This window comes from Gemmatimonadales bacterium (assembly GCA_035502185.1).
Taxonomy (GTDB): Bacteria; Gemmatimonadota; Gemmatimonadetes; order Gemmatimonadales; family JACORV01; genus Fen-1245.
In genome coordinates, this window is record DATJUT010000014.1 from 1 (window position 1) to 18970 (window position 18970).

Genomic DNA, 18970 nt, shown 5'->3' on the forward strand with positions numbered 1-18970 from the left:
CGCCACGGCCGGCACCGCGGTGGCGGTGGCGCCGAGCGTCGTCGTGCGCGACGCGGGCAACAATCCGGTCGCCGGCGTCAGCGTGACGTTCACCGTCGCCTCGGGCGGTGGCACCGTGGTGCCGACGACGCCGGTCACGACCAACGCCAGCGGGATCGCCCAGGTCACGAGCTGGACGCTCGGCACGACCGCCGGGACCAACACGCTCACCGCGACCTCGGCCGGCCTCACCGGAAGCCCCGTCACGTTCACCGCGACCGGCACGGCGGGGGCCGCGACCCAGATCGCGATCAACGCCGGCAACAACCAGTCGGCCAGGACGGGCACCGCCGTGGCGGTGCCGCCGTCGGTGATCGTGCGCGACGCGAACAACAACCCGGTGAGCGGCGTCGGCGTCACGTTCGCCGTCGCCTCGGGCGGCGGCACTGTGGTGCCGACGACGCCGGTCACGACCAACGCCAGCGGGATCGCCCAGGTCACGAGCTGGACGCTGGGGACGACGGCCGGGACCAACACCCTGAGCGCCACGTCGGCGGGCCTCACCGGGAGCCCCGTCACCTTCACCGCGACGGGGACCGCGGGGACCGTCGTCGTCGCGCACGAGACGGGCGGCCACGCCGTCGCGACCGGGCCGTACTCGACCGGCTCGCTCACCTACACGGGCACGCCGCGCCTCTACCTCCTGACCGTGGCCGCCCGCAAGCAAGGCGGGATCCCGCTCGCGCCGACCGTCGCGTCGAGCGGCGTCACCTGGACGCTGGTGACGGACGTGACGATGAACGAGATCCCCGGGTGCGGCACCTGCACCGGATCCCGGCGGCTCTCCGTATACCGTGCGCTGGTGACCAGCACGACGACGGCCACGACGACCGTGGACTACGGAACCGACGATGCCTCGCTGACCGACTTCACCTGGACGGTGGACTACGTGACGGGGATGGCCACGACCGGCACCAACGGCTCGGATGCGATCGTCCAGACCGGCAGCTTCGTCATCCTCAACCAGAACGTCTCCTCGATCACGCTCAGCCCCCCGCTGAGCGCCATCCACAGCGGCAACGCGGTGTACGCGGCGACCACCATCAACGGGACCTACGGGTACCACGCGGGCTCCGGCTACACGCTGCTCCTCGACAATTCGGACGGCAGCGACCTCGACATGGCGACGGAGCAGAAGGTCACGGGGACCACGACGCCGAGCTTCACCTTCAGCACCGGTGGCGCCAACGCCAACATCTGCATCATCGGCATCGAGATCGGCGTGCCGTAGCGGGCGGCACCCGGCCCAGCTCCACCGCCCCGTGCCCGGCCCCGGCTGTCGTCGGGGCCGCGGAGCGCAGGGGGGGCGGCGCCCGCCGCACGCCCGCCCGGCAGGGCTATGTCGAAACCGCCCGCCCCGGCGTATCGTAGGTGCCGCCAACCCCGACCCCCGAGGCCTCCCATGCGAGTCCCCCGCTCGTCGCGCCCGGCCGCCGCCCTGCTCCTGGCCCTGATCCCCCGCCTCCTCGCCGCGCAGGCGGGCCCGCCGGCAACGCCGGTGCGGACGGTGACGGACACGATGTTCGACACCACGGTCACCGATCCCTACCGCTGGCTCGAGAACCTCAAGGACACGGCGGTGGTGCAGTGGCTGCACGCGCAGACCGACTACGCGCGCCGGGTGCTCGAGGCCATCCCCGGCCGGGCCGCGCTCGCCGCCCGGGTACACGCGCTGTCGAACGCCGGCTCCTCGGTCGGCGGCGTGCAGTTCGGCGGCGCGCGGATCTTCTACCTCAAGCGGCTCCCGGGCGAGGACCAGCAGAAGCTCTACGTGCGCGACCGCCTCGACGGCCCGGAGCGGCTGCTGGTGGATCCCGAGAAGCTCCGCGCGCCGGGCGGCCCGCCGTGGGCCATCAACTACTTCGCGCCGTCGTGGGACGGCCGCTACGTGGCCTACGGCGTCTCGCCCGGCGGCTCCGAGAACGCCATCCTGCGCGTCCTGGACCTCGCCACCGGCCGCACCCTCCCCGATTCCATCGACCGGACCGACGTCGGCGCCGTGGGCTGGCGCCCCGACGGCCGGTCGTTCTTCTACAACCGGCTCCAGAAGCTCGGGCCGGACGAGCCCATCGCCCACAAGTACAAGAACAGCCGCGCCCTGCTCCACGTGCTCGGCCGCGCGGACTCGCTCGACGTCCCGGTGGTCGGCATCGGCGTCTCGCCGGGCGTGAAGCCGGGCGAGGACGACTTCCCGGTGGTGCTCACCTTCCCGGGATCCGCCTGGGCCGTCACGGTGCTCGGCCACGGCGTCCTCAACGAGGTCACCGCCTACGTGGCGCCGCTCGCCGAGGTGCGGGACGGCACGGCCCGCTGGCGGCCGCTGGTGGACGTCCCCGACAGCGTGACCGGCCTCGACGTCCACGGCGACGACGCGTTCCTGCTCTCGCACGACCACGCGCCGCGCTTCAAGGTGCTCCGCACCAGCCTCCGCCGCCCCGACCTCGCGCACGCCGCGACGGTCGTCCCGCAGAGCGACGCGGTGGTGCGCAGCGTCGGCGCCGCGAGGGACGCGCTCTACGTCCAGACCCTGGACGGCGGCCTGGGCCGGGTGTGGCGGCTCGCGTACGGGGCCCGCACGGCGGCGCCGGTGCGGCTCCCGTTCGACGGCTCCGTCGGCGGCCTGGTGACGATGCAGCGGCGCGCGGGGACGATCGTCGCGCTGTCGTCGTGGACGCACTCCACCCTGTGGTACCGCTTCGACCCCGCCACCGGCCGGATGACCGACACCAGGCTCAAGGAGCCCTCGACGGCCGACTTCTCCGCCATCGCCTCCGAAGAGGTGCGCGTGCCGAGCTGGGACGGGACGCTGGTGCCGCTGTCGATCGTGCACCGGAAGGACGCGGCCCGCGACGGCTCCAACCCGACGCTGCTCGACGGCTACGGCTCGTACGGCATCAGCTACGATCCGTACTTCAGTCCGACCCTGCTCGCCTGGCTCGAGCACGGCGGCGTGTTCGCGGTGTGCCACGACCGCGGCGGCGGCGAGTTCGGCGAGGCGTGGCACCAGGCCGGCCGCGGCCCCAGGAAGTCGAACACCTGGCGCGACTTCATCGCCTGCGCCGAATACCTGGTCAAGCAGGGATGGACCTCGCCGGCGAAGCTCGCGGGCACCGGCACCAGCGCCGGCGGCATCCAGATCGGGATGGCGGTGAACGAGCGGCCGGAGCTGTTCCGCGCCGCGGTGCCGAGGGTCGGCGCCACGAACCCGGTGCGCGACATGCTGGTGGGCGTGGGCGGCCCCGCCAACCGGCCCGAGTTCGGCGACCCGACCACACCGGTGGGCTTCCACGAGCTGCTGGCGATGGACGCGTACCACCACGTGCGCGCGGGCACCGCGTACCCGGCGATGCTCCTGACCGCGGGGATGAACGACCCGCGCGTGGACACCTGGATCCCGGCCAAGTTCGCCGCGCGGCTCCAGGCGGCGACGTCGAGCGGCCGGCCGGTGCTGCTCAGGGTGGAGATGGAGGGCGGGCACGGGGTCGGCTCGACCTACAGCCAGGCGGAGGCGGAGACGACCGACACCTACGCCTTCCTGCTGTGGCAGCTCGGCGTGGAGGGATTCCAGCCCGCGGGGCCGTGACGCCGGCGGCGGGCGCCGCGCGCGAGGGAGCGGCTATCGACTCGGGGCCGGGCGGTTGCGGCCGCCCCGGCCCGCACGCGCGACGCTCCCCGGCTCCGCGCGGCCCGCCCGCTCCCAGTCCACCCCGCCCGGCACGCCCTCCCACACCGTCAGCGGCCCGACCAGCATGCGGGTGTGGTACGAGTAGCCCTGGAGAAACAGGAGGAACGGCCGCTCGAGGCGGAGGGGCTCCGGCAGGATGGCGCGCGCGCGGCCATTCACGGCCACGCCGCATCGCCCGTCCGGGAAGATCTGCAGCCGCAGCGTCCACCAGCGGCCGGAGCGCAGCGCGGGCTCCACGGCGACGCGGCGCGAGGTCGCCGCGGTGACCGTCACGGTGCCGAGGTTCCGCGCACCCTCGCCGCCGGGGAAGCCCGTTCCGCAGGAGTGGTGGACGTCCAGGTGATCGGGCGGCGCCCCGGTGCGGTGGTCCCACCGCTCCAGCGCCGCCGAGTCCACGGCGGCCTCGAGATCGACGTTCACGTTCTGCCAGGTGAGACGGTCCACCGGCGTCGAGAGGCGCAGCTCGACGGCCAGTCCGGCCGGGCCGTCGAACGACCGCCGGCTGTAGACCCCCGAGGCGAAGCTGCTGTCGCCGTGGTGCCAGAGGGCTTCGGTGCCGCCGGGACCCACGACCTCGAGCGGCAGCGGATCGCCGAACGGCCGCCACCCCTGGTCCAGGCCGCGGCTCCAGTCCTCCGCCATCACCACGGCTGCCGCTTGCACGCGCACCCGGAGCTGCGTGCTCGCCTTGCGCCAGCCGCCGGCCGAGGCGGTGATCGTGACGTCGCCGGTCCGCACGGGGTGGACCACGCCCAGCGTGTCCACGGTCGCCACCGTCGGATCGGCGCTCCGCCACGTCAGCACCGGGATGTCGGGCGCCGGGTCCCCGCGCGAGTCGAGGCCCGAGGCCAGGAGGCGGTAGGGAGCGCCGAGCGGCACGGTGCCGTCGGCCGGCGCCCGGATCACGAGGCGGCTGAGGAACGGGCGCGTCCGGCCGGCCGGGATCCGGATCACCAGCGACTGCTCGTCCGTCAGGCTGTCGGGCTCGATGAGGCTCGCGCGCTCCGGGCGCTCCAGCGGGATCAGACGCAGCGCCGCCTGATCCGACCGGCCTCCGCTGCACGCGCACAGGAGCCAGCGGCCGTCCGCGCTGAGCCACGACCACTGCGCGCGCCGTTCGCCGGACCGGTGCCCGGAGACGAGATCCAGCATCGCCGTGAGTCCGGAGCCGTCGTCCGCCTCGCCCTCGACGACCAGGCTGTCGGCGTCGCGCCACCCCGACACCTTGTGCGGGCCGAAGCCCGGGGTCGCGAAGCAGCGCGTCGCGGAGCCGTCGGCGGCGACCCAGCACACCTCGCTCGCGCGGTCGCTGTAGTAGGTGCGGACGAACGCGATCCGCGTGCCGTCCGGCGACCACACCGGATACACGTCGCGCGCCTCCCCCGACGTGAGGCGCTGCACCCGGCCGGTGGCGAGGTCCATGACCGCGACGTTGCTGTGGCTCTCGGTGCTCCAGCGGTCGGTGGAGAACGCGATCCGGGCGCCGTCCGGGGACCAGTGCGGGCCGAGGTCGTCGCCGCGCGACGCCGTGAGCCGGCGCTCGGTGCCGTCCGGGCGGAGCAGGAACACGTCCTCGCCGCCCGAATCGGGCGCGGTCCGGACGAACAGCCACTGGTCGCCGCCGGGCTGCGGCTCGTAGGAGCTGCGCAGCATCGCGACCCGCTTCGGCAGGACCGTGACGGTGCGCGGCGGCCGGCGGACGTCGAGCGCACCGCTCGCGGGCGCGTCGCGGTACAGCGGGATGCCGACCGGCGTGGCGCTGTCCGCGCCGGCGGGCCGGAGCACGACCAGGACGGCGTCCGGCTCGCGCGCGGTCCGCAGCGCCAGCGCGGTGGCGCCCGCCGCCACGAGCAGCGTGAGGGCGGCCGCCGACGCGATGCGGCGCGGCGTGTCGAGTCCGAGGCGCACGTGCGCGGGCAGGCGCCGCACCAGGCGCCCGGCGGCCCCCGGCCGGGCGCCCTCGCCCATCAGCTCGGCGGCGAGGCTGCGCAGCGAGCGGCGATCGCCGCTGCGCCGGGCCTGGGCCACCCAGCGGCGCAGCACGTCGCCCACCGCCGGCTCCCGTCCGCCGGCGAGCAGGTGCTGCGCGCAGCGCGGCAGGACCTGGGGGTTCTCGGCGGCCTGCCGGGCGAACAGCGTGCCGAGCGCGGCGTGCGCCTCGCGCGCGGCATCCGGCGCCGACTGCTCCTCCACCAGGCGCGAGATCTCGTCGTGGGCCGGCTCCCACTCGCCGCCCACGCGGGCCAGCAGGCCGCGCTGCTCGAGGTGGTTGACGTCCTCGTCCACGTCCTCGGCGCCGCGCCCGGCAGCGGCGGCGAGCGACCCGACGCCCAGCGGCGTCCCGGCCAGCGCCAGCAGGAGCAGCAGCCGGCCCTCCTCGCGTCCGAGCTGCGCGATGCGATGGCGCAGCGGGCCGCCCGCGCTCACCTGCCCGAGGAGGGCCTCGCGGTCGGTGCAGCGCCAGCCGGCCTCGTCCCGCACCAGGTGCCCGCGCTCCATCGCGAGCTGGAGCATCTCGAGCGCGAGCAGCGGCACGCCGCGGCTGCCGGCGTGGAGGGCGACGCAGAACTCGCCCCACCATGGCTCGTTCGGGATGCTCGCCAGGCTGGCCAGCAGCGCCGTGCTCTCGCTCTCGGTCAGGGGCTGGAGCGCCACCTGGTCGTCGCCGGGCGCCGCGAGGTCGTCGCCCGCGCCCGGGCGGGAGGCGCTCACGACCAGCGCGGGGAACCCTTCGAGCTTCGGCAGCACGCCGCGCAGCACCTGTCGCGAGGCACCGTCGGCCCAGTGCACGTCGTCGAGCAGCAGCGCGACCGGGCTCTCGGCGGCCGCGGCCGAGAGCAGCTCCACCAGGGCGGAGGTGCGGTGGCGGAGCATCTCGTCGCCGTCCGCCCGCTCCGCCGCGGCGGCGAACCGCGACGCGAGCGCCGGATTCAGGCCGACCAGGGTGGCGGCGCTGCCGGGCGAGATGCCGATGGCACCGGGCAGGGCCGCCACCTGGGTGGCGAGGTCGCTGACGAACGCGTAAGCGACGTGGCGCGCCCCCGGGTTGGCGCGCACGTACAGCGCCCGGGCGCCGGTCGCGCGCAGCCGGGCCAGGATGTCGTGCAGCAGCCGCGTCTTGCCGAGGCCGGGGCCGCCGGTCACCCGCAGGTGGCGGCCCGGCGAGCGCCGCGCGCCCGCCCACGCGGCCAGGATCGCGGCGAACTCGCGCTCCCGGCCCACCAGCTCGGCCACCAGCGACCGGCCGCCCGCTTCCTCCTCGCCCTCCGGCGCGTGCCGCACGGCGCGCAGCAGGGCGCGGGTGGCCGGCTCGGGCTCCCGCGACTCGGCGGCGAAGAACCACTCGAGCTGGTCGGCCTCGAGCGCCGCGCCGAGCGCGTCGTTGGCCGACACGCAGGCCTCCAGCACCAGCCGCCAGCTGGCCTCGATCGAGCGGTCGGCGTCGCGCGCCCGCCGCGCGCAGGCGAGGGCGTCGCGCGACTGGCCGGCGGCGAGCTTGTGCCGGACCAGCGTCTGCGCGGCATGGACGAACTGCGCGCGGAGGCGGTCGCGCTCGAGGTCCGCCCACCGCTCGAACTCGGCGCCGCCGGGCGCGGCGAACGACGGCAGGAACTCCCCGCGGTAGAGGGCGAAGGCGGCCTCGACGTGCTGCGCCTGGACGGCGGCCAGGAAGGCGTCGCGGTCGGTCTCCACGGTCGCGGCGAGCAGGACGGTGTCGCCGGCGACCTTGAGCACCTCGCGGCCGAGGCGGCGGCGGATGAGCCAGATGGTCTGGCGCATCGAGTGCGAGGCGGCGTCCGGCTCCACGTCGGCCCACAGCAGGTCGAGCAGGTGTTCCCGCCGGACGGTGCGCCCGGGGGCGAGCGCCAGGTAGACCAGCAGCGCCAGCGGCTTGCCGGGCCCGAGCAGGGTTGTAAGTGGTTGTCCCGACGACGAATACGTGAGCGACCAGGCGCCCAGCGTGGTGAGCGTCAGTCGAGCGTCATTCGGAGGAGGGCCGGCCGGCTCGTTCGTCATCTGACGCGCATGTGACTCGTCGGTGGTTAGCCTGACGGAGAAGAAAGCCGGCGAGCGTCATTCGAGCGTCATTCGGGGCGACGGCGCGGCCATCCGCGGTGCGCGGCCGGCCGACCGGTCCGCTCGGCGATCCGCTGCGCGGGTGACGCCGGCTCAGTCTGCGGGAGATGGACCGGTCCCCCGGTCACCGCCCGTCACGAGCCGCCTCTCGGCGTGCACCGAGACGGCGGGGAGTGGCGCGGCGGGTCAGCACGGCGAGGCGACGCGCGGCCGGGGGACCGCGGCGAACCCGGGTGCCGCGACCCGACGGACCCCGGGCACCTGATCGGTCGGCTCAGTCGCTCGCCGCCTGCGGCACCGAATCCCCGGCCATGACACCGGACTTCGCCTCCCGCAGCCGGCCGAACCAGCTTTGCAGCTCGTCCAGGTAGGTGTAGAACACCGGGGTGACGTACAGCGTCACGAGCTGCGAGAACGCGAGCCCGCCCACCACAGCCACGCCCAGCGGCCGCCGCGTCGCGGCGCCCGCCCCCCAGCCCACCGCGATCGGGATCGCCGCCATCAGCGCCGACAGCGTCGTCATCATGATGGGGCGGAAGCGCACCCGCGCCGCCTCGAGAATCGCCTGCTCCGGCGAGGTGCCGCCCCCGCGCTGCGCCTCGAGCGCGAAGTCGATCATCATGATGGCGTTCTTCTCCACGATGCCGATGAGCATGATGATCCCCACGAAGCCGTACACGTCCAGGTCGAGCCCCCACAGCAGCAGCGTCACCAGCGCGCCGAAGGCGGCGAACGGCAGCCCGGTCAGAATGGTGACCGGGTGGATGAAGCTCTCGTACAACACCCCCAGGATCACGTAGATCACGAACACCGCCAGCACCAGCAGCAGCGCGAGGCCCTGCTGGGTGCCGAGGAACGCCTGGGCCGTCCCCGAGAAGGCGGCCGTCACGGAGGTCGGCAGCGCCGCGTGCGCCGCCGACTGGACGGCATTGAGCGCGGTGCCGAGCGACACCCCCGCGGCGAGGTTGAACGAGACCGTGACCGACGGCAGCTGCCCCGCGTGGTTGACCGTGACGGGGCCGACGCCGGCGCGGAACGCGGCGACGGCGCTGAGCGGGACCGTGGGCCCGTTGGCCGACCGCACCCACAGCGAGCCCAGCGACGCCACGTCGCGCTGGAACTGCGGCAGCAGCTCCATCACGACCCAGTATTCGTTGGTCGGGGTGTAGATCGTGGACACCTGCCGCTGGCCGAAGGCGTCGTACAGCGTGTTCTCGATCTCGGTGGCCGAGACGCCGAGCTGTCCGGCGTGCTCGCGGTCGATGTCCACGGTCACCTGCGGATTGGCGATCAGCAGGTCGCTCGTGACGTCGGTGAGCATCGGCAGCTGCCGCAACCGGGCCTCGAGCGCGCGCGCGGCGGAGTCCAGCACGGTGATGTCGCCCGTCTGGAGCGTGAACTGGTACAGGCTCTTGGAGGCCAGGCCTCCGATCGAGATCGCAGGCGGGTTCTCGACGTAGACCGTGACGTCCGGCACGGCTTGCGTCGCCACCGCGAGGTCGCGCCCGATCTGGTCGGCGCTGCGGCTGCGCTGCGAGATCGGCTTGAGGTCGATCGTGAGCAGTCCCTGGTTGGCTGCGGCGGTGGACCCCACGGCCGACGTGACGGCCAGCACGTCGGGATCCTTCGCCACCAGGGCGGCGACCTCCTGCTGCCGCTCGGACAGCGCGTCGAACGACACGCCTTCGGCCGCCTCGGTGGTGGCCAGCAGCTGGCCGGTGTCGTCGGTCGGGAACAGCCCCTTCGGGATCACCCAGAACAGCCACGCCGTGGCCACCAGCGTGACCAGCGAGAACATCAGCGCGCCGAACCGGTGCGCCATGACCCAGGCCAGGCTGCGCGTGTAGGCGCCGACCGAGCGGTCGTAGATGCGCTCGCTCACCGCGTACAGCCGGCCGTGGTTCCGGCCGTGGTCCGAGCGCAGGAAGCGGCTGCACAGCATGGGGGTGAGGGTCAGCGACACGAACCCGGACACCAGGATGGAGACGCCGATCGTGACCGCGAACTCGTGGAACAGCTTGCCGATGATCCCGCCCATGAACAGGATCGGGATGAACACCGCCGACAGCGACAGCGTCATGGACACGATGGTGAAGCCCACCTCGGCGGCGCCGTCGATCGCGGCCTGGAGCCGCGGTTTCCCCATCTCCAGGTGGCGCACGATGTTCTCGAGCATGACGATCGCGTCGTCCACCACGAACCCCACGGCCAGCGTGAGGGCCATGAGGGAGAGGTTGTCCAGGCTGTAGCCGAGCAGGTACATGATCGAGAACGTCCCGATGATGGACATCGGGAGGGCGAGGCTGGGAATGACCGTGGCCGACAGATTCCGCAGGAACAGGAAGATCACCATCACGACGAGCGCGAGCGTGAGCTCCAGGGTGAACGTCACGTCGTGCACCGACGCCTGAATGGTGATGGAGCGGTCGAACAGCGTCTGGACGCGGACGGTGGGCGGGATCTCGCGCTGGACCTTGAGGAGCGCGGCGCGGATGCGGCTCGCCACCGCGACGGTGTTGGTCCCCGGCTGGCGCTGGATCTCCAGCACGATGGCCCGCGCGCCGTTGTACCAGCTCGCGGTCTTGTTGTTCTGGACGTCGTCGGTGACGCGGCCCAGCTCACGCAGGTACACCGGGCCGCCGTTCCGGTAGGCCACCACCAGGTCGTTGAACGCGCCGGCATCGCCCAGCTGGCCGGTGGCCTGGACGGTGAGGGCCGTCCGGGGTCCCCACAGCACGCCGGTCGGCAGGTTCACGTTCTGGCTGCTGACGGCGGCCACCACGTCCTCGAGCGCGAGGTTGCGCGAGGCCAGCTGCGAGGGGTCGAGCTGGATGCGCACGGCGTACTTCTGCGCGCCGAACACCAGCACCTGCGCGACGCCGCCGACCATCGAGAGCCGCTGCGCGATGGTGGTCTCGCCGAACTCGTCGAGCGCCGAGAGCGGGAGGACGTCGGACGTGAGGGCCAGCGTCACGATCGGCGCATCGGCCGGGTTGGTCTTCTGGTACGAGGGCGGGGTGATGCCCTGCGGAAGGCCGCGCAGCGTCTGCGTGATGGCGGCTTGCACGTCCTGCGCCGCGGCGTCCACGTCGCGGTCCAGCGAGAACTGGATGACGATCTGCGTCTGCCCCAGGCTCGACGTGGAGGTCATGTTGTCGATGCCGGCGATGGTCGAGAACTGCTTCTCCAGCGGCGTGGCCACCGTGGCCGCCATCGTCTGCGGGCTCGCCCCCGGCAGCGCCGCGGTGACGGTGATGGTGGGGAAGTCCACGTTGGGCAGGTCGCTCACCGGCAGCCGCCGGTAGGTGACGAGACCGAAGAACAGCACCCCGACCATGACCAGCGTGGTCATGATCGGGCGGCGGATGAACAGGCCGGTGAAGTTCATGGCTCAGTCCCCGGCGCCCGGGGCGGCGGCTTCGGCCGCCTCGGTCCGCCCCCAGGGCAACCGCGCGGGCAGCGCGGCGAGCCAGGTCTGGAGGTCGTCCAGGTAGGTGTAGAACACCGGGGTGACGAACAGCGTGACGATCTGCGAGAAGGCCAGCCCGCCGACGACGGCGATGCCCAGCGGCCGGCGCGAGGCCGCGCTGGCCCCGACGCCGATCGCGATGGGCAGCGTCCCGACGACGGCCGACACGCTGGTCATCATGATGGGCCGGAACCGCACCCGCGCGGCGTGCACGATCGCGGCCGCGGGCGTGGTATGTCCCGCCCGCTCGGCCTCGACCGCGAAATCGATCATCATGATGGCGTTCTTCTTCACGATCCCGATCAGCATGATCACGCCGACGTACCCGTACACGCCCAGCTCGGTGCCGGTGATCCACAGCGCGAGCAGCGCGCCGAAGGCCGCGAAGGGCAGCCCGCTCAGGATCGTCACGGGATGGATGAAGCTCTCGTACAGAATGCCGAGGATGATGTAGATCACGAAGACCGTGATGAGCAGCAGGATGCCGAGCCCCTGCTGCGAGGCCTGGAAGGCCTGGGCGGTGCCCGCGAACGCGGTCGAGATCGTGCCCGACAGCGTCTGGCCGGCGATGCGGCTCACCTCGGCCACGGCCGTGCCGAGCGAGACGCCGGGCGCCAGGTTGAAGGAGATGGTCACGGACGGCAGCTGGCCCGAGTGGTTGATGCTGACCGGGCCCACGCCGCTGTGGAACGTGGCGACGTCCGCCAGCGGCACGAGGCGCCGGTTCGTCCCGGTGACCCAGAGGCGGGCGAGCGCGGCGGCGTCGAGCTGGGCCTGCGGCAGCAACTCCATCACCACCCAGTACTCGTTGGTGCTGGTGTAGATGGTCGAGGTCTGCTGCTCGTTGTACGCATTGGCCAGCGCCTGCTCGATCGCCATCGGCGTGACCCCGGCCACGGCGGCCCGGGCCCGGTCGATCCGCACGGTCACCAGCGGATTCGCGTTCTGCAGGTCGCTGGTGACCGCCGTGATCAGCGGCACCTCGCGCAGCCGCGCCAGGAGCTGCACCGAACCCTCGAACAGCTTCGCGACGTCGGGCCCCTGGAGCGTGAACTGGTACAGGCTCTTCGAGCCGCGGCCGCCGATCCGGATGGACGGCGGGTTCTGAATGAAGACGTTGAGGCCCGGGATGCCCGACAGGCGCCGCGACAGCTGGGCCACCATCTGGTCGGCCGTCGGCCGGTGGCCCGCCGGCCTCAGGGCGATGAAGAACGATCCCTGGTTGGTCGAGCTGCCCCCGCCCGAGCCGGCCGAGGACATGAACCCGGCGACGTTGGTGTCCTTGGCCAGCAGCGCCGCCGCCCGCTGCTGCAGCCGCACCATCTCGGGGAACGACGTGCCCTGCGCCGCCTCGGTGGTCCCCTGCAGGAGGCCGGTGTCGTCGCTCGGGAACAGGCCTTTCGGCACGACCCGGAACAGCACGGCCGTGAGCACCAGGATGATGGCCGAGAACACCAGCGTCAGCGGGCGGTGCCGCATCACCCAGCCCAGGCTGCGCTCGTAGGCCGCGGCCGTGCGCTCGTAGCCCCGCTCGGTCGCGAGGAACCACGGCCCGTGCGTGACGTCCTGCTGCGCCTTGAGGAGCCGGCTGCACAGCATGGGCGTGAGGGTCAGCGACACGAATCCCGACACCAGGATCGAGGCGCCGATCGTGATCGCGAACTCCCGGAACAGCCGCCCGATGATGCCGCCCATGAAGACGAGCGGGATGAAGACCGCCGCGAGCGACAGCGTCATCGACAGGATCGTGAAGCTGATCTCCCTGGCGCCGTCGAGCGCGGCCTGGAGGGGCGCTTTGCCCATCTCGAGGTGGCGGTAGATGTTCTCGAGCATCACGATCGCGTCGTCCACCACGAAGCCCACCGCCAGCGTCAGCGCCATCAGCGACAGGTTGTCCACGCTGAAGGTGAGCAGCGCCATGACCGAGAAGGTGCCCACGATGGACATCGGCAGCGTCAGGCTCGGGATGAGCGTGGCCACGACGCTGCGCAGGAACAGGAAGATCACGAGCACGACCAGCGCCAGCGCCAGCACCAGCGAGAACTTCACGTCGTGGACGGAGTTCTCGATGGAGACGGACCGGTCGTACCGGACGTTCACCTTGACCGAGGAGGGCAGATCCGGCGTGATCTCGGCCATGGCGGCCTTGACGGCCGTCGCGACGGCGACGGTGTTGGTGCCGGGCTGGCGCTGGACGGCCAGCACGATGGACCGGTCCTTGTTGTACCACGCGGCCGACTTGTTGTTCTGCACGTCGTCGAACACGTTGCCGAGTTCTTCGAGGTGGATCGGCGCGCCGTCGCGGAACGCCACGACCAGCCGGCGGAACGCGGCGGCGTCGTACAGTTGGCCGGTGGCCTGGATCGTGAGCGTCTGGTCGCGGCCGTACAGGACGCCGGTCGGGATCAGCACGTTCTCGGAGCGCACGGCCGCCGCGACCTGGCTGATGCTGAGGCCGCGGGTGGCGAGCTTGTCCGGGTCGAGCTGGATGCGCACCGCGTACTTGGCGGACCCGAAGACGGACACCTGCGCCACGCCGTCGACCATCGAGAGGCGCTGCGCGATGGTGGTCTCGGCGTACTCGTCGAGCGCGGGCAGCGACAGCACGTTGGAGGTGAGCGCGAACATCAGGATCGGCGCGGCCGCCGGGTTCTGCTTCCGGTAGGACGGCGGGATGATGTTGGACGGCAGCTGGACCAGCGTCTGCGAGATGGCCGCGTTCACGTCCTGCGCCGCCGCGTCCACGTTGCGGTCGAGCGAGAACTGGAGCGTGATCTGCGTGGAGCCGAGCGTGCTGGTCGACGTGATGTTGTCGATGCCGGCGATCGCCGAGAACGCCTTTTCGAGCGGGGTCGCGACCGTGGCCGCCATCGTCTCGGGACTCGCACCCGACAGGCTGGCGCTGACGTTGATCGTCGGATAGTCCACCGTCGGCAGGTCGCTGACCGGCAGCCCCACGTAGGCGACGATGCCGAACACGAGGATGCCGATCATGAGCAGCGTCGTCATGACCGGCCGCCGGATGAACAGGCCGGTGAAGTTCACCCGTCACGCACCGCGGCGTCCGCCCGCGGAGCGCGCCCCGGCCGGGGCCTTGGCGCGCGCCGAGTCCGCCACGGGCAGGCTCACCTTGGCGCCGGCCGTCAAGCGCGACTGCCCCGCGGCCACGACCTTCTCGCCGTCGCGCAGGCCGTGCTGGATGATCGCCAGCGTGTCGGCGGTGCGCTCGACCGTCACGGTCCGCGGCTGCGCGGCTCCCGTCGAATCGACCACGTAGACGTACGACCCCTGCTGTCCGGTGAGCACCGCCTGCGTCGGCAGGACGAGTGCCTGCTCCTCCGTGAACAGGCGCAGCTGCACGGAGACGAACTGCCCGGGCCACAGCGTCCGCGTCGGGTTGGCGAAGGTCGCCTTGAGCATCACCGTCGAGGTCGTCGTGTCCACGGCGTTGTCGATGAACGTCAGCGTTCCCTGCTGGTCGGCGGGGGCGCCGGATGGGGTGCGGGAGGCGGCAGCGGCGCGCACGGTCCCGGCGGTGGACGCCCGGCCGCTGGGCGGCCCGGCCGTGCGCGCGGGGGCCGCCGGCGCCGGCGCGGCCGGCATCGCGCCCGACGTGTCCGCCGACGAGTCCGAGACGGCCTGCGCCTGGCTCACCACGACGCGGAGTCCGCCGTGGGCGCCGTACCGCTGAATGAGCGGCAGGGTCGAAGCGGGCACCGCGAAGCGCACGTCGATCGGGCGCAGCTGGGTGATCGTCACCAGCGCGCTCGAGCCGGCGGCGTGCACCAGGTTGCCCTCGTGCACCAGCAGGCCGCCGGTCCGGCCTCCGAACGGGGCGCGGATGACGGTCTTGTCGAGGTTGAACTTGGCGGTCGCGACGGCGGCGCTGTCCGCCTGCACCTGCGCGATCGCCGCGGCCGCGGTGGCGCGCTCCTGCTCGGCCTGCTCGGGAGTCGCGAAACTGCTCTGCGCGAGGAGCACGTAGCGCGCGGCCTCGCGCCGTGCATTGTCCGCCGTGGCGAGATCCCGGGCCAGCACCGCCAGCGCCTGCTGGTAGGCCGCCCGGTACAGCTGGGGCTCGATCAGGAACAGGGGCTGGCCGCGGGAGACTTCGTCCCCTTCGTGGAAGGCGACGCTGCTGATGATCCCGTCCACCTGCGGCGATACGATGGCCGTCTGGGAGGGCGTGACCAGGCCGCTCGCGATGATCGTATAGGGCACGGCCTGACGCCGTGCCACGGTGAGCGTGACCGGAACCGCAGGGTTCCTCGGCCCGATCGCCTTCTTGGCGCAGGCCGGGATCAGGAGCACCACGGCAATGGCGGCCAACCCGTGCCCGAACACCAGTGCCCTGCTGGTCGTCATCCCGCCTCCCGGAAGACCGGCAACCTCGTACCCGTTCCAAGCTGTACGATGAACGCCCCCCGCATGTTTAGAAAGGGCGAAGCGCCGCGCTCCTCCGGGGCGTCCAACCTTCTTCCGCCTCCATATGTCGAAACTCTACAGGTAGGGGGTCCGTACGGTACCGTAACGGCCACCGACCGGCGGAGGAGCGACACGTGGCGCGAGCACCCAGAAGCCCCAGGACCGAGCTGCTGCGCGGGACCCTGGACCTGCTGATCCTGCAGACGCTGAGCCTCCGGCCGCTCCACGGCTACGGCATCGCCCAGCACATCGCCCGGCTGTCCAACGACGCCCTGAGCGTCGAGCAGGGCTCGCTCTACCCCGCGCTCGAGCGGCTCCAGGCCCGCGGCTGGGTGACCTCGAAGTGGCTGCCCTCCCCCACCGGCCGCCGCGCCCGCTACTACACCATCACCCGTGCCGGACTGCGGCAGCTCGGCGAGGAGATCTCCGCCCTCGACGCCGTCGTCCTCGCCATCAACCGCGTCCTGCGCCGCGCCTAGGGAGGGCCGATGTCCTTCTTCGATGCGCTCAAGTTCCGTCTCCGCGCCATCACCCGCCCCGACGCGCACGCCCGCGAGCTGGACGAGGAGATGGACTTCCATCTCGACCGCGACGCGGCGCAGCTCGCGCACGACGCCAACGGCCCGGCCGACGCAAACGAGGACGAGGCACGCTATGCCGCGCGGCGCCGGTTCGGCAACCGGACGTATCTCGCCGAGGAGACGCGACGGATGAGCGGCCTCGGCTGGCTCGAGCTGCTGGGCCAGGACCTCCGCTTCGCCGTCCGCACCTTCCGCCGCACGCCCGGCTTCACCGCGATCGCCGTCCTGACGCTCGCCCTCGGCATCGGCGCGAACACCGCGATCTTCTCGGCGGTGGACGCGCTGCTCCTGAGGCCGCTGCCGTTCCGCGACCCGGGGCGGCTGATGAGCGTCAGCCTCACGGTGCCGCGACGCGGCAACTTCCCGCCGCGCGACAACGTCAACTGGTCGTGGCCGAAGTTCGAGGCGCTGCGCGGGATGCAGCCCGTGTTCGTGCAGACGACGCTGTGGTACCCCGAGCCGTTCACGATCCGCCACGGCGACCAGACGCTGCGCGACCAGGGCGAGTACACGGACGACGGGTACCTCACGACGCTCGGCGTGCGCCCCGCGCTGGGCCGCAACTTCACGGCGGACGAGGCCACCCACTACAACGGCGGCCACGTCGCGCTCATCAGCGACGCCCTGTGGCAGCGGCTGTACGACGCCGACCGCCGCGTGCTCGGCCAGACCGTGCTGGTGAACGGCATGCCGTACACCATCGTGGGCGTCACCCCGCCCGGGTTCCAGGGCCTGTCGGGCCAGGCGCTGCTGTGGCTGCCCGCGCTGACCAGCAGCAACCCCCGCGCCGAGCCGCCCGGGCCGTATGACCACCGGTTCCTCGCCATCGCGCGCCTCGCCGACGGGGTGAGCCCGGAGCAGGCCGCGGCCGTCGTCGCGACGCTCGGGGCCCGCATCGACGCCGCCTACCCCGACCAGAACGGCCAGGGGTGGCACTGGGGGGCGACCACGAAGCCGCTCGACCAGGCCCGCGTGGACCCGCAGGTGCGCAGCACGCTGCTGGTGCTGTTCGGCGCCGTCGGCCTGGTGCTGCTCATCGCCTGCGCCAACGTGGCCAACCTGTTCCTCGCCCGCGCCTCCGGCCGGCGCAAGGAGATCGCCGTCCGCATCGCACTCGGGGCCGGGCGCCGCCGCCTGGTCGAGCAGCTGCTGGCCGAGTCCGTGCTGCTCGGCGTCGCCGGGGGCGTGGTGGGGCTGGGGCTCGCCTGGGCCGGCGCGCGCGGCCTCGCCTCCCTGCAGCTCTCCGCCGCGCTCCAGGGCAACGGCGGCGCCGTCATCGGGACCCTCGGCAGCCAGGCCATCCGCCTCGACCCATGGGCCCTGCTGTTCACGTTGGTGCTGGGCGTCGTGACGGGCATCGTGTTCGGCCTCGTGCCCGCGCTGCAGGCCACCAGGCCCTCGCTCACCGAAGACCTCAAGGACGACGGCGGGCCGGCGAGCCGGCGCTTCGGCGGGCTGGGCAGCCGCAACGTGCTGGTGGCCGCGGAGATCGCGCTGGCCGTGGTGCTGCTCGCCGGCGCGGGCCTGGTGCTGCGGAGCCTGGGGCGCCGGATGGGCGTGGACCTGGGCTTCGACGCAGGGCACACGCTCACCTTCCGCGTCAACCGCGCCCCCGAATGGGCCCCCGACTCGATCACGCGCTTCTACGACGTGGCCATCCAGCGCCTGGCGGAGCTGCCGGGCGTCACCAGCGCCGGGATGACCGACTGCCCGCCGCTGGTGCAGTGCGCCGGGACGCTCATCAACCTCATGGACCGGCCGGCCGCCGCACCCGGCACCGAGCCGCTGGCCGGCGTGCACTGGATCACGCCCGGCTGGACGACCGTCGAGCGCATCCCGCTGTTGCGCGGCCGGCTGCTCGACGAGCGCGACCGGGTGGGCACGCCGATGGCGGTGCTGGTCAGCCAGACGGCCGCCCGGCGCTGGTGGCCGGGCCAGGATCCGATCGGCAAGGTCATCGGGCAGTCGCGTACCGCCGGCGGCGGCCTGGACTCCGCGTACGTGGTCGGCGTGGTGGGGGACGTCCGTTACCAGGGCGTGGACTCGCTGCCGGGAGCCGACGTCTACCTCTCGTACTACCAGGTGCCGTTCTACTTCCGGATGATGCTGTTCGTCCGGACGCGCGGCGACCCGCTGGCGCTGGCGGGCCCCGCGCGCACGACCATGGCCCGCTGGGCGCCCGGCTTCCCGGTGTACGACGTGCGCACGATGGAGGACCGGGTGGGGCAGTCGCTCGCCTACTCGCGCCTGGGCGCCCTGCTGCTCGGCCTGTTCGCGGCCGTGGCGCTCGGCCTCGCGGCCATCGGGACCTACGGCGTGATCGCGTACTCGGTGGCGCAGCGCACCCGCGAGATCGGCATCCGCGTCGCCCTGGGCGCCAGCGCCGGCGACGTGGCGGGCATGGTGGTGCGGCGCGGCCTCGCGCTCGGCGCGATCGGCGGCGGGGCGGGCCTGGTGGTCGCGCTCGGCGTGACCCGGGTGCTCGGCTCGCTGCTCTACGAGGTGGCGCCGCGGGATCCCGCGACGCTCGCGGCGATCATCGTGCTGCTCGGGCTGGTGGTGCTGCTGGCGAGCTGGATCCCGGCGCGCCGCGCGGCGAGCGTGCCCGCGGTGGAGGCGCTGAAGAGTTGAACGGCGGCGGGGTGATGCCGGTGGTGAAGTGATGGTAGCTTCCATGCTCCACCACGACCGATG

General features: G+C 72.9%; 8 protein-coding genes. 4 read left to right on the forward strand and 4 right to left on the reverse strand.

What is annotated here, in order from left to right; translation table 11 throughout:
- Positions 1-1270, forward strand: a 1270-nt coding sequence (locus VMF70_01445; protein ID HTT66669.1) for a hypothetical protein, incomplete at its 5' end; no start/stop codon positions are given.
- A 171-nt stretch (positions 1271-1441) separates the two neighbouring features.
- Entirely contained in the window at positions 1442-3622 is a 2181-nt protein-coding gene (locus tag VMF70_01450; GenBank protein HTT66670.1) for a prolyl oligopeptidase family serine peptidase, read from the forward strand.
- 33 nt (positions 3623-3655) lie between these two features.
- Here VMF70_01450 and VMF70_01455 read toward each other — a convergent pair whose 3' ends face one another.
- The 4 genes from VMF70_01455 to VMF70_01470 form a co-directional block, all read right to left on the reverse strand.
- A complete protein-coding gene (locus tag VMF70_01455) occupies positions 3656-7741 on the reverse strand; it encodes an AAA family ATPase (protein ID HTT66671.1) in 4086 nt (1361 codons plus the stop codon).
- A 334-nt stretch (positions 7742-8075) separates the two neighbouring features.
- The gene (locus tag VMF70_01460; protein ID HTT66672.1) at positions 8076-11189 is read right to left on the reverse strand and encodes an efflux RND transporter permease subunit; all 3114 of its coding nucleotides are present in this window, start codon (positions 11187-11189) and stop codon (positions 8076-8078) included.
- A gap of 3 nt (positions 11190-11192) precedes the next feature.
- Entirely contained in the window at positions 11193-14315 is a 3123-nt protein-coding gene (locus tag VMF70_01465; protein ID HTT66673.1) for an efflux RND transporter permease subunit, read from the reverse strand.
- A gap of 3 nt (positions 14316-14318) precedes the next feature.
- The gene (locus VMF70_01470; protein ID HTT66674.1) at positions 14319-15635 is read right to left on the reverse strand and encodes an efflux RND transporter periplasmic adaptor subunit; all 1317 of its coding nucleotides are present in this window, start codon (positions 15633-15635) and stop codon (positions 14319-14321) included.
- A gap of 194 nt (positions 15636-15829) precedes the next feature.
- Here VMF70_01470 and VMF70_01475 point away from each other — a divergent pair, with 194 nt between their 5' ends.
- Both VMF70_01475 and VMF70_01480 read left to right on the forward strand, forming a co-directional pair.
- A complete protein-coding gene (locus tag VMF70_01475) occupies positions 15830-16174 on the forward strand; it encodes a PadR family transcriptional regulator (protein HTT66675.1) in 345 nt (114 codons plus the stop codon).
- Between the two features lie 9 nt (positions 16175-16183).
- Positions 16184-18907 (forward strand): ABC transporter permease, encoded by a 2724-nt coding sequence (locus VMF70_01480; protein HTT66676.1) that lies wholly within the window; start codon positions 16184-16186, stop codon positions 18905-18907.
- Positions 18908-18970 lie beyond the last annotated feature (63 nt).